Genomic DNA, 24,895 nt, shown 5'->3' with positions numbered 1-24,895 from the left:
TTCTATCAAATTCCTGCAATTCAGCAGGCATTTCGGACCAGAGTCCGACTTTTGGGAGATTTCGGTCCGAAAAACTGCTTTATCGCAGGCATTCTGCTAAAAGCGCCTTTGTTGCCGGGGATTCCTGCCTCTTCGCAGGAATTTCATCGGCCAGGAAGCCGGGCCGGAGCTGCGGCAGACGGCTATCGAGGGAAACAGCTGCCGTGGGGAACGCTGCCATGGGGAACGCACGCACAAAAAAGCCTAACTCCCCCGAGGGAAATTAGACTTCCTGCCTTATGCATCGTACCGGGCTCCTTCTCCCGCTACTTCCCCGCCTCCACCAACCGTTTCCTGTATTCCGAAGGCGTATACTGCTTAATCCGCTTGAACGTATTGCTAAAATACGCAACGTCCGTGTATCCGAGCCGGTCGGCAATTTCGGAGATGCGCAGCGACGTCAGCTTCAGCAGCCGCTCTGCTTCGCCCATGCGGGCGTGCAGCACGTAATCGACGAACGTCTGGTTCATGCGCTGCTTGAACAGCTGGCTGAAGTAGCTCGGGTTGAGATGCACGGCCGACGCCGCGTCGGTCAGCGTAATCTCGCCGGGCAGCCGCTCGTGAATGAGCTGCACGACCCGTTCGACCGGCGTCAGTTCGGCCGCGTCTTTCGCCTCGGGCTTGGCCTCGAGGCGCTGACTGCCGACGCTGTCCATCCATTTGCGCAGACAAGCGTGCATCTCCTCTGTCTCGACGGGCTTCAGCATATAGTCGAAAACGCCGAGCCGCAGCCCTTGCTGGACGTATTTGAAATCGTCATGCCCGCTGACGAGCACGATCGAAGTCGTCGTGTCCCGCTCGCGCAGCTGGGACAGGAACGTCAAGCCGTCCATGACCGGCATGCGAATGTCCGCCAGCACGAGATCCGCGCGCTGATGCTGCAGCCAGTCGAGCGCTTCCAGTCCGTTCTGGCACTCCTTCACGACCTGGAAGGGAAGCGCCGTTCGCTCGATCGTTCGTCGGACAGCGGTGCGCACCCATCGTTCATCCTCCACGAGCAGCACGTTATACATCCTGACTCCCCCTTTCTTCCGCCGCCACTGTGAGCGGCAGGCGAATTTGGACAACCGAGCCCCGCTCCAATTGGCTGTCGATGGTCAGACCGTAGTCCTCTCCGAACAAATATTGAATTCTTCGGTGCACATTCACAATGCCGATACTCGGCCCGCCGTGCATAATATCCTTGTCGACCAAACTCTGCCGAATCTCCCGCAGCTTCTCTTCCGGGATACCCATACCAGTATCTTTAACCATGACAACCAACGTATTCGCCCCCTCGGCATAAGCCTTAATGCGAATGCGTGTGATGCCGAGCGCAGGCTCAATGCCGTGCACGATGCAGTTCTCCACGAGCGGCTGCAAGGAAAACCGGACGATGGGCTGCTTCTGTGCCCATTCCGGCACCTCAATCTCCACCTGCAGCTTATCCTCGAAGCGAAAGCTCTGGATGCGCAAATACACCTCGGCGTAATACAGCTCTTCCTTCAACGAAACCGTCTGCGACGTCATTTTCAAATTGTAGCGGAGCAGCCGGGCCATCGAGCCGGCAATCTCGGAAATCGAATCTGCCGACTGCTCCAGCGCCATCCCCCGAATCGTTTCCAGGGAGTTGTATAAAAAATGCGGATTCATCTGCGATTGCAGCGCTTTGAGCTCAATCTCCCGCTGTCTGAGCGCAAGCTCCGTCTCCCGCAGCTTGGAGAAATACACTTCGTCAAGCAGATCCTTGAGCCGACCCACCATGCGGTTGAAGCTGTGCGTCAGCATGCCGATCTCGTCCTTCGATTCCAGCTCCACGGAGCCGCTGAAATCGCCCGCTTCCACGCGTCTCGTATAGCGCGCGAGCTTCTTCACCGGGCGAATGATGCTGCTGCCGAGCCCGATGCCCAGGATCGCCGCCACCAGCAATGTAATACAGACGGTGAGGAAAATCGTATGGCGAATGTACGCCGTGCCCTGCAGCAGCTCCGCATACGGAATGGACGTGACGAGCGTCCAGCCGAGAAAAGACGAATGCGCATACGTCATCAGGCGCTTAGGGCCGCTCGCCGTGACGAACGAGCCGCTTTCGTTCGTGAGAATGTTCGGCAAGTTTTCGAACTCCGCCGGCAGCCCTAACGATCCGAGGTTCGGGTGGTAAACATACCGCCCCTCCGAATCGAGAATGTACATGTACCCCGTACGGCCGATCGTTACCTTTTCCGCAATTTCCTGGAAGCGCTTAAAATTCACATCCACGACGATCATCCCGATCGGCTGCAGCGTTTGCGGGCTGATGAGCCGTCTGGCAATCGAAATCACCTGCTCCCTGCGGTCGTCGATCATAATGACCCGGGTAAAAATTTTAAATTCATAGCCCCGGGACACGGTCCCGTACCAGTATTCATGCTGGATGTCTTTTTCGGCCAGCATGTTCGGGGCCGTCCACACGTCGAAAGTACGGATGTTGTCCAGCACCACAGTAATATTGGAAACGTCTGATCGCGAATACGCCGCCTGCCGCAGCACTTGCTTCACGCTGTCAGCCATGCCGCTTGCATTCAGCTCCTCTCGGCTGCCGATCTTTGTCAGCGCATTGATGACCGGATCGTTGATCGTCTTGAGGATGCTAATTTCAAAATCGTTCACGTAATACCCAACGTGCGTGTTTACTTGTTCGATAATTTGCCAGCTGTATTGCTTGGCTTCGTCCTCCAGTACCTCCGAGGAGCGAAGATAGGAGACGTAACCGATGCAGCACATCGGCACGACAACGAGCAGACCGGCATACACGAGCAGCTTGCTCGTGAGCGGAAGGTCGCGCAGCAGGAGCACTCGCACGATGCGCCGACAGACCGATTTCCATTTGCCCAGCACTCGCCTCGCCTCCCCGCCGCCTGATTGAAAAAGGGAGCCAAGTCAATCCGCGGCCCCCTCGCTCTATTTTATGATTATCTTCTAGCCTTGTCGATAGCTTCCAATTCACTCTTATATTCGGCGCGATATTTCTCAATCGTCGGTTTGACTGCGTCCTGCCAAGGCTTCACATCTTTGACCTCGGTGATCGTCACGCCCGCAGCGCGAATCTTCTCTTCCGATTTCTTCTCGAATTTCTTCCATTCGTCGCGTTGATACTGCACGGATTCCTGCGCTGCCGCCTTCATGATCTTCTTATCTTCGTCAGACAGCTTGTCGAACGCCACCTTGCTCATCATCAGCACTTCCGGCACCCGTTGGTGGCCGTCGAGAATGAGATTTTTGGCAACCGTGTAGTGGTTCGACGTATCGTAGCTCGGCCAGTTGTTCTCCGCCGCATCAATAACGCCCGTTTGCAGTGAGCTGAATACGTCGCCGTAAGCCATCGGAGTCGCGCTGGCGCCAAGCGCCGAGATCAGGTCGATGTTGATCTTGTTTTGGATAACGCGAATCTTTTGACCTTTGATATCGTTAATGCTCGTGATCGGCTTGCGGCTGTAGAAGTTGCGTGCGCCGGAATCGTAGTAAGCGAGACCGATAAACCGGGAAGCCGACAGACTGTCAAGCAGCTTGTTGCCGTCCGCGCTGTTCAGGAACTTCCACTCATGCTCTTCATTGTCAAAAATATACGGAAGGCTGAACACGCCCATCGCCTTGCTGAAGTCGGCCACGACGCCGGTGCTGACCCGGGTAAACTCGATCGCGCCGAGCTGCACTTGCTCGACAACCGCTTTCTCTTCCCCGAGCTGCGACGACGGGAAGACGTCGATTTTAATGCGTCCGTTCGATTTCTGGCTCACGAGCTCAGCGAACTTCTTATCCCCGAGCACCGTCGGATAATCCGGCGGGTGCGTATCGGCGAGCCGCAGTGTCAGCGTCGGCTTCTTATCATCCGTTTTCGCCGCTCCTGTCGCTTGCGTACCGCTTGTCGTTGAACTGCTGCTGCATCCTGCAAGCACAATTCCCGCCAACAGCAAGGATGCAACTGATCCTGTCATCACCTTTTTGTTCATATCCTTCTCCCCTTTTAACAAATAGTTAACCGCAATCGTCTCACTCGCTGTCGTAATTCAGTATAATTGCAAGCGCATTCATTTCATACGGGACTGTTTTTATATGTTTTTGTAATTATTTTAGCCCTGGGATCAACCGCCATTAATCAAATGCGGAAGCCACAGCGAAATGCTTGGAATGTACGTGATCAGCATCAGCACCACGCACATGGCGATAAAGAACGGCCACGACGCTTTCGTCGCCTGGTCAACGGATACCCGGCCGATTGCACAGCCGACGAACAGCACCGTGCCGACGGGCGGCGTAATTAAGCCGATACCGCAGTTTAGGATGAGAATGATACCAAAATGCACAGGATCGACGCCCAGCGACGTGACGACCGGCAGCAGGATCGGCGTCATAATGAGAATCATCGGCGCCATATCCATCGGGAAGCCGAGCAGCAGCAGCAGCACGTTAATCAGCAGCAGAATGACGATCGGATTGCTGGAGATATGCAGAAACAGATCGGTGACAAGGGAAGGAATTTTGAGATAAGCCAGAATCCAGCCGAAGGCATCCGATGCGGCAATTAAGAACAGCACCATCGCGACCGTGCGAAACGTTCTTTTGAGAATGAGGTAGAAATCTTTGAGCGGAACGTCCCTGTAGACGAAAAAGGTCAAGATGAACGCATACGCGCACGCCATCGCGCCAGATTCGGTAGCGGTAAACCAGCCGCTTAAGATGCCTCCTAAAATAATAACGCCTGTCAGCAAAGAAAGAAATCCGTCGCGCACGATTTTCGGCACATCCGCCCATTTGACAGGCTCGCCTTTGGCGTAGCCCCGCTTGACCGCGATGACATACGAAACGGCCATGAGTGTAAACATCAGGCACAAGCCCGGCACGATGCCGCCGAGAAACAGGCCGGAGATCGAAACGCCGCCAGCTGCGATGGAATACAGCACGAGGTTATGGCTTGGCGGCACGACCACACCTTGAATGGAAGCCGACGTCGTCACGGCAACGGCGTAGTCGGCGTCGTAGCCTTTTTTCTTCATCGCCGGGATAAGCACGGAGCCGATCGACGATACGTCCGCCACCGCCGAGCCGGAAATGTTGCCGAAGAACATACAGGCGACGCAGTTCACCATGGCGAGTCCGCCTCGGACAGCGCCGACAAATAGCTGCGCCAAATTGACGAGGCGAAGTGCCATGCCGCCCGCGCTCATAATCTGTCCAGCGAGGATGAAGAACGGAATCGTCAGCAGCGGGAACGAATTGATGCCCTGAATCATCCGCTGCCCGACCACGACCCACGGAACGTGGAGATACATCATCGTAACCAACGTCGAACCCGCCAGTGTAATCGAAATTGGAAAGCGCAGCACGATCAGCACCACGAAAGAGATTAACAGGATTGCGATTGCCGGTGCATTGCTCATTCGTCTCCCTCCCCAATCCCATGATGGCGCTTCGTATCCACGCCGATGAACTGCAGGAAGGCATAGACACAGATCATGGCGCCGGTCAGCGGCATCACGGCATACTGCACGCTGTTCGGAAGCTGTGTGGCGGGCATGATCGATTCATTCATCAGCACCGTAAAATCCCATCCGTTCACGAGCAAATACAGCCCGAACAGGAAGATGCAAGTATCAATGACCTTATCCAGCACCCAGTTCACACGGGCCGGAAAATGCTTGGTCACACTGTCCATGGCCATGTGCAGCTTCTCCCGAAAGCCAATGGCGATGCCCATGAACGAAAACCACACCATCAGCAGCAGCGTCACTTCTTCTGACCAGAAAAATACGAAGTTGAACAGCTTGCGGGTAATGACCTGAATCGTAACAATGATGGTCATCGAAGTTAAGGCAAGCAAGGCAAAATTTTCGAACACACTGTCGATTCCTAGTAGGATTCGCTTTAGCGTCTTCATGCGGTTTGCGTCCCCCTCTCTTGGCTTGAAAAGCCTATTGATTTTTCTTTCTCATTGTAAGGGCTTACAGGCGATAATTTAACGGCTGTCGTTTTAGAATCTTTTGTAATTTTTTTAGGTATTCGCTATAGTAAAGTTACATCATCATCCTTTTTCATCAGGAGTGAATTCATGTGACAGGTAGAGGCGTTGCCGAGTTAAACGAAGGGCCGCTTTATTTTGCTTATCGACGTTTGAGTGTCAATCATCAGCACAAAGAAACGTTCCATTCGCATCGCGGCACGGAATTATTGTTCATTCATCAAGGCAAGGGAACGATGATCGTTAATAACATCAGCTATGAAATTAAGCCGGGCATGCTTTGCATTTTCCAGCCGTATCAGCTTCACCACCTGCAAATCGATTATACGGATCAGATGACGTTTGAACGGTCAGTCGCCATCTTTGAACCGACCTTGTTTGAGGCTTATTTTGAGCAATGGCCTGTGCTCCACGCGTTCTATAAACATATTTGTACAAATGCGCTCCCCGCCCCCTGCCTATACGGTCTTGACGATCAGCATGAAATTGTGACGTTGTTTCGTTCCATGCAAATGAAGCTATCTGCTCCATCCGAAGCGGAACAGTTCGAAGAGATCTCGCTATTTCTCGTCCTTTTATTTCGTTCGATCAAGCCGCTGTGGCAGAACCAGCAAGAGGCGGACCAGCCTTACCGCACCCGTCAGAACCATCATGTCGAACAAATTCTGAATTGGATTGAACAGCATTACATGCTGCCCTTTCATTTGGAAGACATGGCGAAAGATTTGCACCTGTCGAGCTTTCACTTATCGCATCTATTTACGGAGGCGGTTGGCATCAGCATCACGGAGTACATCGCCACCCGGCGAATCCATCAAGCCGTGCTGCTGCTCACCACGACGGACAAGCCGATTGCACGAATCGCCGAAGACATCGGGATTACGAATTGCTCGTATTTCTGCAAATTTTTCAAATCCCGAAAAGGCGCGACGCCGCACCAATACCGCAAAAGATGGTCGAAATGAAAAGAAACCGCCTCCCCGTGCAGCGGTCAGCGATGACCTTCTTGCACGTCAGAAGCGGTTTCTTTGTCTACTCTACCTGCACGGCTTGGCGCTGTGCCATTACGCTTAACTCGGCTGCCTTGAAGGCATGTTCCTGCGTCATCGCGTTTTCCGTTCGGTTCATACAGTCGAGGATCAGCTGTCCAAAGTACGGATAACCGACTTGCCCCGATACATTCAAATAATGTTCGCCTTCCGCATTGACGAGGTACACATGGTTCCCCTGCGAGTGTCTGCCAATATCCACATATTTGCGCAGTTCAATGTACCCGTCCGTGCCGAGAATGACCGTACGCCCGTCTCCCCATGTGGATAGTCCCTCCGGCGTAAACCAGTCCACTCGAAAATAACCTGTCGCCCCATTGTCGCCAATTAACGTCGCATCGCCGAAATCTTCAAACTGCTTATACTGCTTGTAATGGTAATTGGCCGTTTTGCTTTGTGCCACTTGCGCGTTCCGCGCACCGGTATAGAACAGAAACTGCTCGATCTGGTGGCTGCCAATATCACAAAGAATACCGCCAAACCGTTTCTTGTCAAAAAACCATTCAGGCCGGCTCTCGAGATTAATCCGGTGCGGTCCCAAACCGATCACTTGCACAACACGACCGATCGCTCCGTGCGCAATCAACTGGCCCGCATACACGGCACTTTCCACATGCAGCCGTTCGCTGTAGTAAACCGCATATTTTTGCTTCGTTTCCGCAACCTTCTTCTTCGCCAGGTCCAGTTGTTCCAACGTCGTAAGCGGAGCCTTATCCGTAAAATAGTCTTTGCCATGCGACATAACACGGAGCCCCAGGTCACAGCGCTCCGAAGGGATCGCGGCCCCCGCCACAAGGCGGATGGAGCTGTCCTGCAAGATCTCCTGTTCGGAACGGGCCACTTTTACACCTGGATACTTCGCCTGAAACGCCGATACTTTCGCCGGGTCCGGGTCATACACCCACGCTAATTCCCCACCGGCCTCGATAAGCCCATTGCTCATGCCATAGATATGTCCATGGTCCAGGCTAACGGCCGCGAATTTGAATTCTCCCGGTGAGATCACCCGATTCGGTTTGCCCTGCGGGGCATAGAACATGCCATTCTTGTTATCCATCTTAGCTCTTCCCTCCCGCAAACCTGCCGGTTGTAATGGCGGCATCCGCAAAGTTCTCCACGTGGCTGCTCTTCTCATAGAAATGCGTGGCATGCTCCAGCACGCCTTCGCGCGTATAGAACGGATCGTCCGGCTCCAGCGGCAGCTTGACACATTCTCCCGTGCTCGCCGATTTGTAGATGCTCGTAATGAGTTCCAGCGTATCTCGACCACTTTGCCCGTCAATCAGTACGGGTGCTCCTGTTTCGATGGCGGTCAGCACATTATCAATTTGCGCTGCATGCCCTTCATAAGGAAGATTGGGAAGATTGTCATAATACTGTTGGATTGTAGCTTCCAACTCCGCATTTGGCCCAGGGAAACCGTTAGCCTTGGAAAGCGAAGCCTTAAGCTTCCAGGGAGCGGAAATTCGAGCGTCCAAGCCTTGGAAAATAATCTGCTGCTCCTCGCCGTGGTGGACAACCGAGCTTGTCACCTGGCCCAGCGTACCGTCGGAATACCGCAGCATAGCCACCGATAAATCCTCAATCTCGGCGTTATCATGGGCAACATTGCTCATGAAAGCTTGAACTTCAGTCGGACGTCCCCGCATCCACAGCAGCGCATCGATATGATGAACCGCATGATTCAGCGTTGGCCCCCCGCCTTCCTTCTCCCACGTTCCGCGCCACCACAAATCATAGTAGCAATGGCCGCGCCACCAGTGAGAATCCACTTGTGCATGAACAATTTTGCCGGCAAGCCCGCTGTCCAGCACGGCTTTCAATTTCATCATCGGGTTTCTAAACCGATTCTGTGCGATGACCGATACGATCTTGCCGTTCTTACGGGCGGCTTCATTAATCTCGTCGCATTCCTTCAGCGATGCCGCCATCGGCTTTTCAATGATGACATGGCTGCCTGCATTCAGAAAATCGATCGCGATCTCAGCATGCACATAAGGCGGCGTACACACGGATACAAGATCGATGTCCGCTTGCAGCAGTTCCTTGTAATCGCTGACGATCTTCGCATCGAGGTCGTATTTTGTTACGATCGCCTCCGCTTTGTCTGTGTAAAAATCACTGATAGCAACAATAGTACAGCGATCCTTGAATTGCAGATACCCTTCAATATGAGCAGTTGAAATCGCCCCGGCACCGATAATTGCTACTTTCAACATGAGCAGCCCTCCGCTTGATTCAGATGGAATCTTTTTGTCTCCCTAATCATAAACGATTGCGGGATCGGGATGTCCTGTTCGAATGCGGTAAAAATAACGCTGTCTTGCGATTCAAGCTAGCATTCTGTTGTAATCCTTTGAGGATGAGTGTACACATTGAAGGATTCATTTCGGATGAAGCCCACCGTTGTAATCCCCAAGTCTTCAGCCAATTGCAGGGCAAGCTCCGTCGGAGCGGATTTGGACAAGACCATCTCACACCCGATTTTGGATACCTTTAATAAAATCTCGGAAGAAATACGGCCGCTAAACACGATAATTTTCCCTTCGAGGCTGATTTTATTTTTTAAGCAATGGCCATATATTTTATCCAATGCATTATGTCTGCCGATGTCCATTCGCGACAAAATGATCGTGTCCTTCTCACAGAGCGCGGCATTGTGGACCCCTCCTGTGTCTTGAAACGTCTGGGAGGAGCTTTGCATCTCACGCATTAACCGAAGGATATCCTCATAGGTTACTTTGACCTGTTCCCTGCTCATCGTCTTGGCCATTTTCGCATCATTGACAAAATAAAAGCCTTGCCTGCTCTTCCCACAGCAAGAGGTAATATAGCGTTTGGAATGGAAATTTTGATAAAATTCATTGATCCAACGCGTTTTGATATGAACCAGGCCTTCTCTTTCCTGATACCAGATCTCCTCAATATCGTCATAGGTGCGGATGACCCCTTCGGAAGCCAAAAAGCCAATAATCATATCTTCAACGTGCTCTGGCGTACACACCATGGTGGCAAATTCCTGTGTATTGATTTTGATAGTGACGGGGTGTTCAGTAACAATTCGATCTTCGATGGGCTGAACTTTGCCCTGCTCGTAACGCAGGATCGGACGTGACACCTCAACGGCTTTGCTCATTTGCGCAGCTCCTTCCTTTTCGTATATATGTCTCTAAAGATTCGATTTGTCAATAGTTGAAGTTTTCTTGGAATCAAGCTATAGTAACAATATTAGATGAATTGACTCGCAAGTGAAATGTTTTTCATTTGCAGTTAATGAATATCCGTATGGCGGCTTGGCCCCCAAGTAAATGAACTTGGCAACTAATCCACCATGAACACGAGTGTTTGTTTAAACAAACGTTCATGTTTATGGTGGATTTTTTCATTCTCATCTGAAAGGAGTTCATATCGTGAACAATCACACAGTCAGCATCAGAATCAATGGCACCGAATATCGGGTAAAAGAACGTTCGACGATTCTGGAGGCTATTAATCACAACAAACTTCCGCATCCGCAAATCTGTTATGTGCCTGAGGTTGACCCGATTCAAACCTGCGATACCTGTATTGTAGAGGCCGATGGAAAACTGATACGCTCCTGTTCCACCCTCGTATCCGACGGCATGAACATCGAGTTATCGTCCCCCCGCGCCAAAGAGGCGCAAACCGAAGCGATGGATCGCTTGCTCGAGAATCACCTGCTGTATTGCACCGTTTGCGACAACAACAACGGCAACTGTACCCTGCACAATACCGCAGAGTTAATGGAAATTGAACATCAAAAATATCCGTACAAACCGAAAGTCGATCCGTCCGAAGTGGATATGTCGCATCCCTTTTATCGGTATGACCCCAATCAATGCGTCGCTTGCGGCCAATGTGTGGAGGTCTGCCAGAACCTGCAGGTGAACGAGACGCTTTCCATCGATTGGGAAGCGGAGCGTCCACGGGTCATTTGGGACGATGGGACGCTGATCAACGAGTCCTCGTGCGTTAGCTGCGGCCAGTGTGTATCGGTGTGCCCTTGTAACGCCTTAATGGAAAAATCGATGCTGGGCGAAGCCGGTTTTATGAGCGGAATCAAGAAAGATTTGCTGGACCCAATGATCAGCTTGATTAAAGAAGTTGAACCTGGCTACAGCGGGATCTTCGCCGTTTCCGAAGTTGAAGCTTCCATGCGGGAAACCCGAACGAAAAAAACCAAAACCGTCTGTACGTTCTGCGGCGTTGGCTGCAGCTTTGAAGTGTGGACCAAAGGTCGGAAAATTTTGAAGGTCCAGCCTTCCCAAGGTCCGGTTAATGGCATTTCTACCTGTGTGAAAGGGAAATTCGGATGGGATTTCGTCAACAGCGAGCAACGTTTAACGAAACCGCTGATTCGCCAAGGCGACCATTTTGTCGAAACCACTTGGGAAGAGGCGCTGGACCTGATGGCCAGCAAAATGGGCGCCATTAAACACACGTACGGCGGCAATGCGCTCGGATTCATCTCGTCATCCAAATATACAAATGAAGAAAATTACTTAATGCAGAAACTGGCGCGACAAGTCTTCCAGACCAACAACGTGGATAACTGCTCCCGGTATTGCCAGTCGCCAGCTTCCTGGGGATTGCAGCAAACGACTGGCATTGGCGGTGACAGCGGCACCATTCAAGACCTTGCCCACGCAGGATTAGTCATCCTGGTCGGGTGTGCGCCTGCGGAAGGGCATCCGGTGCTGGCTACACGCATTAAACGCGCGCATAAACTGCATGGGCAAAAATTGATTTCGGTCGATCTGCGCAAACATGAAATGGCGGAAAGAGCGGATCTGTTCATTCGTCCTAAGCAAGGCACCGACTACGTCTGGCTGACTGCCGTCGCGAAATATATGATTGATAACAACTTGCATAATCCGGCCTTCATTCATGAGCATGTGAACTTCTATTCGGAGTATTTGCAAAAAATCGAACCGTATACGCTGGAGTTTGCCGAAAAAGAAACCGGCATTGCGAAGGAAACGTTGATTCAAGTAGCACAAATGATTCACGAGGCTGATGGCACGGCGATTTGTTGGGGCATGGGCGTTACGCAGAACATTGCCGGCTCTTACACCTCCTCCGCCATTGCGAACTTGCTGCTGATTACAGGCAACATGATGAGACCAGGCGCAGGCGCTTACCCGCTTCGCGGGCATAACAACGTTCAAGGCGCATCCGATATGGGAACGATGCCGGACATTTTCCCTGGCTATCAGAAGGTGACCGACGATGCTGTCCGAGCGAAATTCGAGAAAGCCTACGGCGTAGAAATCTCCGGTGTGCGCGGCCTCGATAACATTGAAATGTTAGCGGCGATCGGCAGAGGCGAACTAAAGGGCATGTACATCTCCGGGGAAGAGATGGCCTGGGTAGATGCGGATTCCAACCATACGCAAGATATGCTCGCAAACGTTGAATTTCTGGTCGTTCAGGATGTATTCTTAAGCAAAACAGCCCAATTCGCAGATATCATTTTGCCGGCCGTTCCTTCTTTGGAAAAAGAAGGGACGTTCACGAATACGGAGCGACGCGTTCAACGGCTGTATCAGGCGCTGGAACCGCTTGGTGAGAGCAAGCCGGACTGGTGGATCTTCAGTCAAGTCGCCAAAAGGATGGGATTTGATTGGAATTATAGCCATCCCAGTGAGATTTTCGCAGAAATGGCTTCGCTTACTCCTTTCTTCTCGCAATGCAATTACGACCTGTTGGAAGGCTGGAACAGTTTCCATTGGGGATCTCTCGATGGCAGCAATACGCCATTGCTGCATTCGAATGGCTTCAACTTTCCGGATAAAAAGGCGCGCCTTGCGCGATTCGACTACGTTCAGCCCATCGTATTCCCGGCTGAGTTCGATCTGACGCTGAATAATGGACGATTGCTGGAGCATTTCCATGAAGGGAATATGACCACCAAGTCGGCCGGCATTCAGCTTAAGCTTCCACAAGTTTTCGTAGAAGTCTCGCATGATCTGGCCAAAGCGCGGGGCATTCAAGATGGAAGCTTGGTCCGTTTGGAATCGCCATATGGCGCCATCAAGTTAAGAGTCGTTGTCACCGACCGGGTGAATGGCAAAGATATTTACGTGCCTATGCACTCCAGCAGTCACGATACCGCGATTAATCTGCTAACCGGCGGAGCTGTCGATGTGATTACACATACGCCGGCCTATAAGCAGGTCAAGGTTCGGATGCAAGTTCTAGAGGTAGATGGCGACAATCCGCTGCCTTCGATTAATCCTAGAAATAAAAAGCGACATCCTCAAAACGGTGTAGAGGCAGCGCGAAAATGGAACAGACCTGGCTATGTCAGCTTAGTAGATCAAAATTAAGGAGGCCGGATAATGGCTAAGCCTACTTCTACCATTCACAAACACGTTCAAACCGATGAAGAGCTCCAAAAACAATCGCTTGATCAGCTTTCCGCAGAACTGGCCGATAATCGTGAAGCGCTCAAAAAAACATTGGACATCATCAAAGAACTCCACGAGAGCGGCCTTCTGGAAGCGGCCGAGTCTTTGCTGAAAGCGAAAGGCAGTATCTCCAGAGTCCTGATCGGTCAAGCTACGCGCAAGCCCGTGACAAACACCATCAACAATCTGATGGGCGCAGCAGGAGTCTTAGCCGAGCTGGATCCTGCCGTAACCAAGAAACTGCTGAACAGTGTCACCTCAGGACTGGCCGCTGCCGAAGAACGCTTGGAATCCGACAAAAAAGTTAGCATCCTGGAGCTTGTCAAAGTTATGAACGATCCCGACGTCAACCGCGCGCTGGGATTCGGCATTTCCTTTCTGAAGGGGCTTGGACAGGGATTGAATTCGGAATAGCCTGGGGAAAATTGTGAAGAAGTCAGCTTTGCATGCAAAAAGCCGAGGAGCTAAGCGAGAGTAGGCCGCGTAGATCCTCGTTTTTTTAATTATTTGTTTCCACAAAAAAGCTTGCGACTTGTTTATGCTTTTGTATGGCCTTTACCTTTTTCCTCTTTACCCTTGCCTTCCTTGTCGCCTTTACCTTTCTCCTCTTTACCCTTGCCTTCCTTGCCTTCCTTGTCTTTTCCCTTTTCCTCTTTATCTTTGCCTTCCTTGTCGCCTTTACCTTTTTCCTCTTTACCCTTGCCTTCCTTGCCTTCCTTGTCGCCTTTACCCTTTTCCTCTTTCCCCTTGCCTTCCTTGCCTTCCTTGCCGCCTTTACCCTTTTCCTCTTTATGCTCATGTCCTTTTACGGTATCTTTACCTTTTTCTTCGTTCTGTTCTGATCCTGTTGCTTCTTTCACTTCCTGTTCTTGATTACCGTTCTCATTCTTGTGTTCACCATGTTTATGTCCGTGTTTACCAGGACCTTTTCCACCAGGCATTTGCATTACCTCCCAATTATATTGTTACATGGATGGCGAATGAACACTTTTAATATGTTGAATATTCGTATAAAAGGTCATGCCTTCCGCTGTAATCATGTGAACAATATTATTATCAATTTCTTTTAATAAACCTATCTTACTGGGGCTCCTCCCCAAGTCAAAAACAACGATTTTACCTTCCAGCTTTTTCATTTGCTCCTCAAAAGTTCGAGATAAGGGCAAATCGGATGGATTTACAGGGAAAAATTTTTTATCCAGAAGGTACGGTGTATGATAATCGTTATAGGGAATTAGCCATTTCAAATGAATTAACGGTATAAACATTGTTTTGTAAACGGGAGAATAAAACTCGAAGTAATTTGTCATGATGTGGGTAATGTAGCCATGTATAGGCTGAAACCCGGATACAAATATTTCTGAGAATACCCCTTTAGCATTCATTAATATTTTCCTATACGAAATTTTATCACTATTGATTGGCTTTTCAGTAAGAGCAGAGAAGTCCGTTGAACTTTTTTTGGTATTCAAACTGACATTCAGAATATGAAAATAAGGAATATATATATACCTCTCCCCGTTATAGATAACCAGGATATCTTGCCCCGCGTCTACCAAAATGCCCGTGTGCCATTTATCACCGAGCAGTTCAACATCAATAACCGCTCCTAGCTTCTTCTGAAAAAGGTCCATCAATGTCACCTCCTCTCACTTGAATAACCAGCCCGTCCATACATATAAACAAAGGAGACTTATAAAAAGACCTATCGGAACAATCATGATCGTCACTTTAATATATTGACCCCAGGTAAATCTGATATGATGCTTTCTCAGTATGTGCATCCATATCAATGAGGCAAGTGTCCCCATCGGCAACAATAAGGAACCGATATCTGCACCAATGACTGTTGCCAAATAAGCCGTATGCATCGTAAAAGCGTCTAATCCCATATTTTGCAAAGATAAGGTACCAATCATAATGGAGGGTAAGTTATTAAACAAATTGGACATTACCGTAAGCAGCATCCCCATTAGAAAGATGGCATTAAAGTGATTCTCGGCGACTGCTCCACCAAGCCATTGAACGAGAAAGTCAGTCAGACCTGAATTATGAAGACCGTAAATAATGACATAGATACTAAATGCGAATATCAGAATATGCCACGGTGTTTTTACTAAAATATCCTTAGGTCCAATCCCTTTCCGTATCCACCTAATGATAATAAGAATCAAAGCTCCGATGATTGCAGGCCATTCCGTAGCTACCCCAAGAGGGGTCAGCAAGAAAAAGCTGCATCGAATCAAAATGACGATCAGGATGCAAATCCGAAACAATCCCCAATCAACTTCACCCTTGTCTTTAGGATCTACCTTGAGGGGATGAAAAGTGGATGAATTATCGTGTAGGATAGCGTTGATTGAAGAGGAATGTAAGGACATAATTTTCCCGGGAATCTCACGCTTAAAATAGACATAAAGCAAAATGGTAATTGCAATAATCCCCGTCATGGCAGGTACAAACATCATGGATGTATATGTGTTTAGGTCTAAACCAACTGTTTTTAACGCAATCAGATTGGCCAGGTTACTGACGCCTATAGGTGCGCTTGCTCCGGTTGCAACAAGAGCACCTGAGATGAGGTAAGGAATTTTTTGCCTCATTTTTAAATTAAGAATAGATAGGGTTTGGATGATAATGGGGGTTGTGATTAGAATGCTTCCGTCATTATTAAAAAACATCGTCATTAAAAAGCACAACATATTAATGTACCAAAAGAGTGCGAGACCGGACCCCTTCGCGCGAACCGCCAAATTAATAGCCGCCCACCTGAAAACCCCTATACTCTCTAATACAATAGACATTACAATTGTTGATATAATGGTTATGCTTGCCCCACTAACAATGGAGGCTATATGGTAAACACCTGTAAGGGGCACAATTCCTAAAGCCAAGAAAATCAAAGCACCTAGGGTCGTTGGGATAGATTCATTAATACCGAATGGCCTCCAAATTATCAACAACGTAACGGTAACAAATACAATGGATATTACCGCAGTTGTTATATCAAACATGATCGTGCACCTCACAAAGGTTGGCAGATGATGGTCCTGGGTTCCGTACAATGACAGGGAGGGTGAGAATTTCAAATAATGTCGATCCCGTTAGGCGTACAATGATCAGCATATTTCCCCCTCCTCCCACCAACAATTAAGATTCAGAGGTGAGTTATTTTTTTTCGTTATTATCCTGATTTTGTTCCTGATTTTTGTCTTTCTTCTCCTCTTGGTTCTCCTTTTTAACACCATAGGACATGCTTTTAATATGAAAATTAAAAATTGTGACTAATTCATGGTTAACAACCATCGTAATAGAATCATCATTGACATCGGATAATACACCTTGAATGCTCTCATGACCCCCACGGTTAACTTGACACCAAAGATTTTTCATACCATTCAAGAGACCAAGAAAATTCTCAGCTTCCAAAAGACGTAATGGTGTTGCATTCGTCTGTGAAGTCAGAGAATACTCCACAGCATCTTTCGAATTTACTGTGATACTTTTTAAGTGAGTTGTATTGTAGTAAATAAGCCCATCCTTCTCATTGTAGATACCTACGTAATCAGTCCCCACTGCAACAATCTCACCTTGCCGAGATTCAGGACCTCCGCGATCCAATCTTACTTGCTTACCCATTAACGAAGAATAATCAAATGCCATGATAATCATAGCTCCCTTCAAGTTGTGGTTTGTTGTTATTGCATAATGTATATATACTCACCCGGCAAAAGATTGTACTAAACGAATGCCCCGTCTCTTATAATCTCCACATCTATCACTAGTGGGTATTTGTACGTGGATATAGATACAGATCCCTTCCAATCCATAGGTTGTAAGGGATCTGCATGATGTCATATATTACGTTTTCTTGATATTTGATATTTCAGAAATACAACTTAACGAAACTGCGTACACGATGTCTCGCGTGGACAATACGACAATCTCTTCGTTGAGTCCGATAACTGCCGCATTTGATACATCAGTCAACTGTTCAGCGAGCGTACTAAAGTCAACTTTGGCTTTACCGGCTAATGAAGTGAACAAGCTTATCATACCTGAGCTCTCGCTGTTATCGGAGTCATTGCTTTCATTATCCAGCAACTTGCTATTATAATCTCCCGACCAGACTTCTACACCTGCAATAAGATGAATTGGTACGAAGTGCTCAACACCATTGCTTACAAAGTTTACGAGACCATTTTCGGCGGAAATGATGCCCACATTCGAATATTTGCTCGCGGAGTAGTTTAATGAGTGCAACTCTTTCAGTTTAATATTCTTGAGCTGATTTAGCAGATTGTGCATGCAGTCATGCTTCTTATGACAGCATTTACAGCTCTCTTTGCAAGATCTATCTTCCTGTTTAGGCGGCCCAGGCGGTTTTGGTGGTCCCGGTGGCTTCGGTGGTCCTGGCGGTTTTGGCGTCCCTGGAGGTCCTGGTGGCCCTTCCGCCCCTGGAGGTCCTGCTGGCCCTTCCGACCCTGGAGGTCCTGCTGGTCCTTCCGGTCCTTCCGGCCCTTTCTTCCCCTTCGGTCCTTCCGGACCTTTCGGGCCTCTCGGACCTTCTGGTCCCATGGGTCCTGGCGGCCCTGCTGGCCCCATGAGTCCTGGCGGCCCTGCTGGCCCCACGGGTCCTGGTGGCCCTGCTGGTCCTGCTGGCCCTGCTGGCCCTGCTGGTCCTGCTGGTCCTGGCGGCCCTGCTGGCCCCCTCCGGCATATACAGTGATGTTTTCTGCATCTATTTCTTTTTTTAATTTTTTTGCAGATCAATTTTTTCTTCTTTTTCTTGTGCTTGGGACATTTGCATGGCTCTTTCCTTTTACAGACGATACAAATAGCTTCTAGATCACCTTTGGATTTGGAGATGAACTGTTTTTCCTTTACTTTGTACGAATTAAACTTGGCAAAAACTTTGACTATGCGATATTTTTTCATACCTACAGCACGAGGATTAAAGAATACCTTCGTTCGTTTCACAATAACTTTACCCTCCTCTCAGAAATCTAGACATTGGTAGTAGGGAACATTTATCTAGTTGGGTGTTTGCAATATCAGTGTATGAACCTAAGAAATAGCCTGATCTAGTGAAAAAGCACATTTTGAGAATTTGAATTGCTAAAGTTGAAGAAATAGACTAGAGCCTTGACCCATTCCCATTAACGAGACATATACATGCAGTATAAATAACGGTTCGTGTCATTTATCAGGCCATACAAGAGTTTTCGTTGCACATTACCGAACAGGAGGTAATCTTATGTTTGTCGTATGCCTGCTTATTTTTTCTGGAATTGGATTGTATGCAACCTTAAAACCTCCGACGGAACTGCATGACCAACTTTCAAAAAGGGATATGTTTCCAGAAATTAAAATGGAAAGAGTTCAGCAAGTTTTTGTAAGTGCATCTTTCAAGAAAGAAGACTGACGATTCACACCTCCTTTAAAATGAAAGTAAAACAAGGGTTACCCTTTGCGCAGCTTGTTTCAGCTAACGTCAGGGTAACCCTTGATTGTGAGTGTCAATTGGTCCGTCACTGTTCTGGTAGTGGAGACTCTCGATCCTTAGTCGGTGAGTTTCCAATCGAACAATCGAGTAGGCCCATGCGCAATTTTGCATAGGCCTCTCACCTATTCTTCGAAAATTTTGCTCAGAAGTTCGCCAAGCACCTGGACTGCTTGCTCTTCTTGCTCGCCATCCGCTTCCAGCGTTACTTCTTCATTCTGCTGAATGCCCAGCGTCAGCATGCTCAGGGAGCTTTTAGCGTTCACCTTTTTGCCGCCTTTGCTGACGTTGATTTTGCAGGGAAATGCACTCGCCGCCTGCACGAACGCTTTGGTCGGACGGGCATGGAATCCGGATGGATTCAGGATTGTAAAAGTTTGAGAAATCATTGTCGGTCACTCCTTGATCTTATGGTTAACAAACGCTTGGATGCTGGCTTGACTGCCCATGGCCAGGGCTTGCTCTGCATAACCGGCCCATTCCCGCCGGGATAGCTCTTTAATCAACGCACGCGCCGGCAAAATCGAGCTGGCGCTCATACTGAACTCGTGGAGCCCGAGGCCGAGCAACAGCGGAATCGCCGCATGGTCGCCGGCCATTTCGCCGCACATGCCCACCCATTTGCCTTCCTTCTCCGCCGCCTGGATGACCATGCGAATCAAACGCAGGATGGAAGGATGACAAGGCTGGTACAGATAGGAGACGTTCTCGTTCATGCGGTCCGCCGCCATCGTATATTGAATCAGATCGTTCGTGCCGATACTGAAAAAGTCAACCTCTTGCGCCAACGAATCGGCGGCAAGCGCGGCAGCGGGCACCTCGATCATGATGCCAACTTCGGTATCCTCAGCAACCGGGATGCCTTCCTGCACGAGCTTCGCCTTCTCTTCCTGAAGCAGGCGCTTCGCCGCTTGCAGTTCTTCCACCACCGCGATCATCGGGAACATGATCTTCAATTGACCGTAGCTGCTTGCTCGCAGTAATGCCCGCAGCTGCGTCCGGAACAAGTCCTGGCGATCCAGGCACAAGCGAACCGCTCGCAGCCCAAGAAACGGATTGCTTTCGGCCGGAAGCTTCATGTACGGAAGCTCTTTATCGCCGCCAATATCCAGCGTGCGAATGACAACGGGCTTGTTCGCCATCCGCTCCAAGACGTGTTTATAGATCTGGAACTGCTCTTCTTCGCTTGGAAGCGCGCTGCGTCCCATGTAGAGAAATTCGGTGCGGAACAGACCGATGCCTTCGGCTCCGTTGTCCAGCACCTTCTGCAAATCTTCCACGCTGCCGATGTTCGCGGCAAGCTCGACCCGATGACCATCTTTCGCATACGTAGGGAGGTCCTTCAGCTTACGCAGCTCCTGGCGCCGCTCATCGTACGCGACTTTGCGAGCCTGGTAGGCGTCGAGCTCCGCTTCGGAAGGATCGATGAGGACCGTGCCTTCAACGGCATCCATAACGATCATGGTCCCCATCTCAATGTCTGCGGCGCCTTCACCAACGCCGACAATGGCCGGCACCTCAAGGGAACGGGCCATGATCGCCGAGTGGGACGTCCGGCTGCCGATGACCGTGACGAACCCGAGCACATCGTCGAGGTTGAGCTGAGCCGTATCCGAAGGCGTCAAGTCATCGGCGATGAGAATGCACGGCTCCTGAATCGCCGAAACCGCCGCATACGTCTCGCCTCGCAACCGGCTCATGATTCTTCCCGACACATCGCGCACGTCTGCGGCACGTTCCCGCAGCAGCTCGTTGTCCATGGCGCTGAGCATGTCGATGAAGCCGTTCGCTACCTCATGAAGCGCGTACTCCGCATTCATGCTTTCGTTCTCGATGTTCTCGATGATCGCATCGATCAAATCGGGATCCTCCAGCAGCATCAGATGCGCTTCGAAGATCTCCGCCTTCGCCGCCCCCATCCGCTCCTCGGTCAAGGCTCGGATTCCTTCCAGTTCTTCGCCCGCTTCCTTCACCGCTAGACGAAAGCGGGCCGTTTCCGCTTGAGCGTCCGCTACTTTGGCTGCGGCGGGCACGTAATGCGTTTGCTGCAATCGGAATGCTTTGGCAATGGCAATACCGGGGGAAGCGGCAATGCCGGACAGCCGTTTGGTTGTCATTTTCGCCATCGTAGAACTCCCCTTCCTTAAGGTTGTATAGTTAACCGTTCATAGTGATTCTTAATCTCGGCATGTAACGGATGATTGGCATCAATCGATGTATATTTGGTAATCGTGCGGTCAATACCGAGCTCATGCACGTCCTCTTGGATTTGCACGGCTTCCTCGTCAGCCTCGTCATCAAAATGAAAGGCCGCCGCCATCGCCATCGGCAAATAAACGACGGGAATTCCCCGTTCATACGCCTGCAGCGCCGGACGAACGAGACGATCATTGCTCGACAGCTTGCGGATCGGCGATCTGCCTACACGCGCAACTTCGTCAATCAAGTACGGATTCATGAAACGTTGAATGATTTTCTGAATATAAGTCCCGTGCTCGGCAGCATCAAATCCATACTTTTGGACCAGAAGCGCCCCTGTCTCTTCCATCACATGCTTCACTTGCTCGGCGACAGCCCCATCAGCCATCGCTTGCTGAATCGTAGCAAATCCCCGAACATGACCGAGATAAGCTGCCGCGCAGTGCCCTGTATTAACGGTAAACAATTTGCGTTCAATATACGGCTCGAGCGCCTCGACATAATGAATGCCCCCGATCCGGTGGAACCCTTCGAACATCTGCGATTCATCCACAACCCATTCGTAAAAGGGCTCTACCCGCACTTCCAATGGGTCTTCGTTATGCTGAATCGGCACGATGCGGTCGACGGCCGCGTCAGGAAACGCGACGCATGCGCTCACTTTCTCCTGCAGGTCTGCGCTCAGATGGCTGTATACGTGCGCCTTAAGCTGCGTGCTGCCGCCGATCGCATTCTCGCAGGCGATCACGTGCAGCTGCGCGGCGCCGCGCGCCACGCGCTTTTCAAGACCCTTCGCAATGCCGACGGCGATATGCTGCAAAATATTGACGCCCACGGCCGTCGTCACCAGATCAGCACCAGCTACGGCTTCAGCGACATCGTCCAGATTTTTGCCGTTAATAGCCGTGACGTTCGTCACATGAAAAGCTTCCTGGGCCTCATTCGCCAAACGAACTGTATACGCCTTCTTTTGCTGAAGCCGTTCAACAAGCCCATCATTCACATCCGAAAAGCAAACCTCATAGCCCGCACGCGATAAAATCAGCCCGATAAAGCCCCTGCCGATATTCCCTGCGCCAAAATGGACCGCCCTCATGACTCCATCCCGCTTTCAAAAATGTGCAGGATTTCCTCCGGCGTGGACGCCTTCATAATGCGCTCCACATTCTCTTCCTCGGAACAAATCATCGCCACATTGGTAAGAATATCCAAATGATCGTCGCCTACCGCGGCGATGCCGATCACCAGGGTCGCTTTTTCGCCGTCACCGAAGTCTACGCCTTCCGGAATTTGTACGATGGACAGCCCGGTCGATGAAATCAGCGATTTCGAATCCTGCGTCCCATGCGGAATCGCCAGTCCGTTGCCCATGTAAGTGGACAGCGTTTCTTCGCGCTCCAGCATTTTATCGATATAAGCAGCCGACGCATGACCGGCCTCGATAAGCAATTGCCCCGCCATAATGATCGCTTCATTTTTATTGAAAGGCTGTGCGTTCAGTTTGATTTTGTTGATGGATAAAATACTCATCGTAGGTTCTCCCCAATCCTGTTGTTATTTACTCTCCAAAGATAAACGGATTCTCCGTCCTTTCATGGACGGGAGCGTTTACTGATGGCATAGAGCCACTTCGAGGAAATTACTTACTGATATGCTAAAAAAGCGGCAAGTTCCTGGGATAAAAAATGCTTGATCTCTTGTTCGCTGCCAGTCTTGAGCAGTTCGATCATGACCGGTACCAGCAGGTAGGAGCTGATTTCGCTGAGCACTTCCAGACTTTCCTTGGAAAGCTCTCTGGGGCCGAGCATCAGCAGCACTTGCCTCACGCCCGAAGGTTCCAAACGGTCCAGCAGCAGATCCTCCTCCAACCGGAAAAGGGTAAGCGACGGCACCTTGACCTGCTCGCTCCGGATATGAAACAGCGCCAGACTTGTATCCGGAATGACCTGGCTGCTCTGCCGTTCTCTCGCCAACAATAGCTGAACAATCGGCTCGACTTCCTCGATATAGTCAGATTCGCGCGCGTGTTCGCAGATGACGCGGAGCGTCTCTTGCAAACTGTCGAAAGGTCCGAGGAGCGGATGCACGGCAAAATGATCGATAATCCGCACAATTTCATTGACGTAATGCTGGATACGGCGGAGCCGGTCCGCTTTGGCTTCATCCTCTTGCGCTTCTTCCAGTCGCTGTTTGGGCTCGCGGTCTTTCAGCAGCGTCACATTCTGGATAAAGCTGCGCAGCCGCTCCGCTTCTTCCTTCGTCAGCAGCGGGCTCAGCTTTATGTATCGATCTTCACTCACAGGCAGATCGATGGTGGAAATGATCAAATCATACTCGGTTTCCGGAATCCTGGCCGCCTCGAACCAGGAGGCATTGCCGAGAATTTCAATCTGAGGCAGCTCCTTCGTTAGCCGGACGGCAAGCATTTTGGAAGTCCCGATCCCGCTCGTGCACACAAGTATCGCCCTCACATTGCGATGGAACTGTTTCTTTCGCTCGATCGAAGCGCCAAAATGCATGACCAGGAAGCCGATTTCTTCATCAGGTACAGCAATGTCCGTGATCGTCGCATGAACGGATTGACGTATCGCTTCGAATAACGGTTCATAGTCCCTTTTAATTTGCGCAAGCAGCGGATTGCGAATGGGGACTCCGCCCCTGATGCGGGTAAGCGCGGGCTCCAAATGATCGAGCAGCCCGTCTCTCAGGGAGCGGTCCGTGCTGAGCCTGATGCCGGTCTTGTCTTCCATGCAATGAATCAGCTTCTGGATGATTTCCATATAATTTAGCTCTTCGCGCGGCAGCAGCTGGTTCGGGTGTGCCGTGTCCTTCGGCGCAAGAAGTCCGGCGATATAAGACATTTCAGCGTCAGGAAAGACGGTCGCGGTCTGCTTAGATAAATGGCTGAGCGTCTGCGCGGGCAGTTCGCTCTGCTGGCTGGCAGGATGCTCCGCAGGGGCATCCATGGTTTTGCCTTTCTTGATTCGCGCGATAGCGATCGAGATATCGATCAGCAGGTTCGTATACGCATTTTCGGAAAGCTCGTTCAGCCCTTCATCCGCCACTTGCCAGAGCGCAGCCTCCACCTGTGTGAAATGATCTCTGCCAATCAGCTCCAGCAGCTTGGCGATAACCGGCACGGGCGCGGGGTCCGCTTTCCCGAACAAATCGGATTCGTCCAAGTAAATTCTCGCCATATGCGAGATCATCGTGCGCTTATTTTCCTCCGATCCGCTCAAGCCAACGCCGTAACCTCTCCTGCGGACGAGAACAAGACCGGCCCTTGTTACCCAAGGCTCCAGCTCATCCAAATCATGCGTAATCGTCGGGATCGTTACACCAAGCTCATGTGACAGGGTGAACAGCTTTACCGGTTCCTCTTCCTCCAGCAGTGTGCAGAGAATGAACAGCTTGCGTTCCTGTGCCGAGAACTCGATGGCTGTCTGGCTCTGCAGCTTCATCTTGAACGATGCCAGTTTGGCTGGATCGTCCGCTTGAAGCTGGATACCTTTTCCCGATTTTTTGTGCAGCGTCAATCCCGATGCCGCCACGATCGCCTCAAGCTCCGACAGCTCCCGATGCACGGTTCGCGAGCTTATGCCGATCTCCGTCGCGATGTCTCCGGCTGTAATTTCATCTTTGCGACTCAGCAGCAACTCCAAAATTTGACGGTGCCTGTGTGACAGGCTCATAGGTATGC

Annotated in this window: 22 protein-coding genes; 4 read left to right on the top strand and 18 right to left on the bottom strand. The window is 50.4% G+C overall.

Features of this window, described 5'->3' with window-relative positions:
* Window positions 1–305: 305 nt before the first annotated feature.
* The 5 genes from ABE504_RS11385 to ABE504_RS11365 all read right to left on the bottom strand — a co-directional run bounded on the left by ABE504_RS11385 (window position 306) and on the right by ABE504_RS11365 (window position 5,932).
* Window positions 306–1,052, bottom strand: a complete 747-nt coding sequence (locus ABE504_RS11385) for a response regulator transcription factor (RefSeq protein ID WP_430088203.1) — start codon at window positions 1,050–1,052, stop codon at window positions 306–308.
* Complete coding sequence (locus ABE504_RS11380; RefSeq protein WP_430088201.1) at window positions 1,045–2,895, bottom strand: sensor histidine kinase; 1,851 nt, start codon at window positions 2,893–2,895, stop codon at window positions 1,045–1,047. The genes ABE504_RS11385 and ABE504_RS11380 overlap by 8 nt, the downstream gene beginning before the upstream one ends.
* Before the next feature lie 74 nt (window positions 2,896–2,969).
* Window positions 2,970–4,007, bottom strand: a complete 1,038-nt coding sequence (locus tag ABE504_RS11375) for a TRAP transporter substrate-binding protein (protein WP_430088199.1) — start codon at window positions 4,005–4,007, stop codon at window positions 2,970–2,972.
* 132 nt (window positions 4,008–4,139) lie between these two features.
* Window positions 4,140–5,435: a TRAP transporter large permease gene (locus tag ABE504_RS11370; RefSeq protein ID WP_430088197.1), complete on the bottom strand. Its 1,296-nt coding sequence runs from the start codon at window positions 5,433–5,435 to the stop codon at window positions 4,140–4,142.
* The gene (locus ABE504_RS11365) at window positions 5,432–5,932 is read right to left on the bottom strand and encodes a TRAP transporter small permease (RefSeq protein WP_430088195.1); all 501 of its coding nucleotides are present in this window, start codon (window positions 5,930–5,932) and stop codon (window positions 5,432–5,434) included. The genes ABE504_RS11370 and ABE504_RS11365 overlap by 4 nt, the downstream gene beginning before the upstream one ends.
* Window positions 5,933–6,105: 173 nt before the next feature.
* Here ABE504_RS11365 and ABE504_RS11360 point away from each other — a divergent pair, with 173 nt between their 5' ends.
* Window positions 6,106–6,978: an AraC family transcriptional regulator gene (locus tag ABE504_RS11360; protein WP_430088193.1), complete on the top strand. Its 873-nt coding sequence runs from the start codon at window positions 6,106–6,108 to the stop codon at window positions 6,976–6,978.
* 67 nt (window positions 6,979–7,045) lie between these two features.
* Here ABE504_RS11360 and ABE504_RS11355 read toward each other — a convergent pair whose 3' ends face one another.
* From ABE504_RS11355 to fdhD, 3 genes are all read right to left on the bottom strand, one after another.
* Entirely contained in the window at window positions 7,046–8,119 is a 1,074-nt protein-coding gene (locus ABE504_RS11355) for a Gfo/Idh/MocA family protein (protein ID WP_430088191.1), read from the bottom strand.
* Between the two features lies 1 nt (window position 8,120).
* Window positions 8,121–9,281, bottom strand: a complete 1,161-nt coding sequence (locus ABE504_RS11350) for a Gfo/Idh/MocA family protein (protein WP_430088189.1) — start codon at window positions 9,279–9,281, stop codon at window positions 8,121–8,123.
* A gap of 116 nt (window positions 9,282–9,397) precedes the next feature.
* Window positions 9,398–10,198 carry a formate dehydrogenase accessory sulfurtransferase FdhD gene (gene fdhD, locus ABE504_RS11345; protein WP_430088187.1) on the bottom strand — a complete coding sequence of 267 codons (801 nt, stop codon included), beginning with the start codon at window positions 10,196–10,198 and terminating at the stop codon, window positions 9,398–9,400.
* Between the two features lie 274 nt (window positions 10,199–10,472).
* Between fdhD and fdhF the strand changes: the two genes are divergently transcribed.
* Window positions 10,473–13,412, top strand: a complete 2,940-nt coding sequence (gene fdhF, locus ABE504_RS11340) for a formate dehydrogenase subunit alpha (protein WP_430088185.1) — start codon at window positions 10,473–10,475, stop codon at window positions 13,410–13,412.
* Between the two features lie 12 nt (window positions 13,413–13,424).
* A complete protein-coding gene (locus tag ABE504_RS11335) occupies window positions 13,425–13,907 on the top strand; it encodes a DUF1641 domain-containing protein (RefSeq protein WP_430088183.1) in 483 nt (160 codons plus the stop codon).
* A 122-nt stretch (window positions 13,908–14,029) separates the two neighbouring features.
* Here ABE504_RS11335 and ABE504_RS11330 read toward each other — a convergent pair whose 3' ends face one another.
* From ABE504_RS11330 to ABE504_RS11310, 5 genes are all read right to left on the bottom strand, one after another.
* A complete protein-coding gene (locus ABE504_RS11330; RefSeq protein WP_430088181.1) occupies window positions 14,030–14,434 on the bottom strand; it encodes a hypothetical protein in 405 nt (134 codons plus the stop codon).
* A 24-nt stretch (window positions 14,435–14,458) separates the two neighbouring features.
* Window positions 14,459–15,127 (bottom strand): DUF2642 domain-containing protein, encoded by a 669-nt coding sequence (locus ABE504_RS11325; RefSeq protein WP_430088179.1) that lies wholly within the window; start codon window positions 15,125–15,127, stop codon window positions 14,459–14,461.
* A gap of 15 nt (window positions 15,128–15,142) precedes the next feature.
* The gene (locus tag ABE504_RS11320; RefSeq protein ID WP_430088177.1) at window positions 15,143–16,507 is read right to left on the bottom strand and encodes an arsenic transporter; all 1,365 of its coding nucleotides are present in this window, start codon (window positions 16,505–16,507) and stop codon (window positions 15,143–15,145) included.
* 154 nt (window positions 16,508–16,661) lie between these two features.
* Complete coding sequence (locus ABE504_RS11315) at window positions 16,662–17,156, bottom strand: spore coat protein (protein WP_430088175.1); 495 nt, start codon at window positions 17,154–17,156, stop codon at window positions 16,662–16,664.
* Between the two features lie 198 nt (window positions 17,157–17,354).
* Window positions 17,355–18,473 carry a hypothetical protein gene (locus ABE504_RS11310; RefSeq protein ID WP_430088173.1) on the bottom strand — a complete coding sequence of 373 codons (1,119 nt, stop codon included), beginning with the start codon at window positions 18,471–18,473 and terminating at the stop codon, window positions 17,355–17,357.
* Between the two features lie 277 nt (window positions 18,474–18,750).
* Here ABE504_RS11310 and ABE504_RS11305 point away from each other — a divergent pair, with 277 nt between their 5' ends.
* The gene (locus ABE504_RS11305) at window positions 18,751–18,918 is read left to right on the top strand and encodes a hypothetical protein (protein ID WP_430088171.1); all 168 of its coding nucleotides are present in this window, start codon (window positions 18,751–18,753) and stop codon (window positions 18,916–18,918) included.
* Between the two features lie 203 nt (window positions 18,919–19,121).
* On the opposite strand, the gene ABE504_RS11300 is transcribed toward ABE504_RS11305, so the two are convergent.
* From ABE504_RS11300 to ABE504_RS11280, 5 genes are all read right to left on the bottom strand, one after another.
* A complete protein-coding gene (locus ABE504_RS11300; protein ID WP_430088169.1) occupies window positions 19,122–19,385 on the bottom strand; it encodes an HPr family phosphocarrier protein in 264 nt (87 codons plus the stop codon).
* A gap of 6 nt (window positions 19,386–19,391) precedes the next feature.
* Window positions 19,392–21,113: a phosphoenolpyruvate--protein phosphotransferase gene (ptsP, locus tag ABE504_RS11295; RefSeq protein ID WP_430088693.1), complete on the bottom strand. Its 1,722-nt coding sequence runs from the start codon at window positions 21,111–21,113 to the stop codon at window positions 19,392–19,394.
* Between the two features lie 26 nt (window positions 21,114–21,139).
* A complete protein-coding gene (locus tag ABE504_RS11290) occupies window positions 21,140–22,291 on the bottom strand; it encodes a mannitol-1-phosphate 5-dehydrogenase (protein WP_430088167.1) in 1,152 nt (383 codons plus the stop codon).
* On the bottom strand, window positions 22,288–22,725 hold the full coding sequence (locus ABE504_RS11285) for a PTS sugar transporter subunit IIA (RefSeq protein WP_430088165.1): 438 nt from the start codon (window positions 22,723–22,725) through the stop codon (window positions 22,288–22,290). The genes ABE504_RS11290 and ABE504_RS11285 overlap by 4 nt, the downstream gene beginning before the upstream one ends.
* Before the next feature lie 113 nt (window positions 22,726–22,838).
* The gene (locus ABE504_RS11280; RefSeq protein ID WP_430088163.1) at window positions 22,839–24,887 is read right to left on the bottom strand and encodes a BglG family transcription antiterminator; all 2,049 of its coding nucleotides are present in this window, start codon (window positions 24,885–24,887) and stop codon (window positions 22,839–22,841) included.
* Window positions 24,888–24,895 lie beyond the last annotated feature (8 nt).

This window comes from Paenibacillus oryzisoli (assembly GCF_050467285.1).
Classification (GTDB): Bacteria; Bacillota; Bacilli; order Paenibacillales; family NBRC-103111; genus Paenibacillus_E; species Paenibacillus_E oryzisoli_A.
This window is presented reverse-complemented; position numbering and strand designations above follow the sequence as displayed.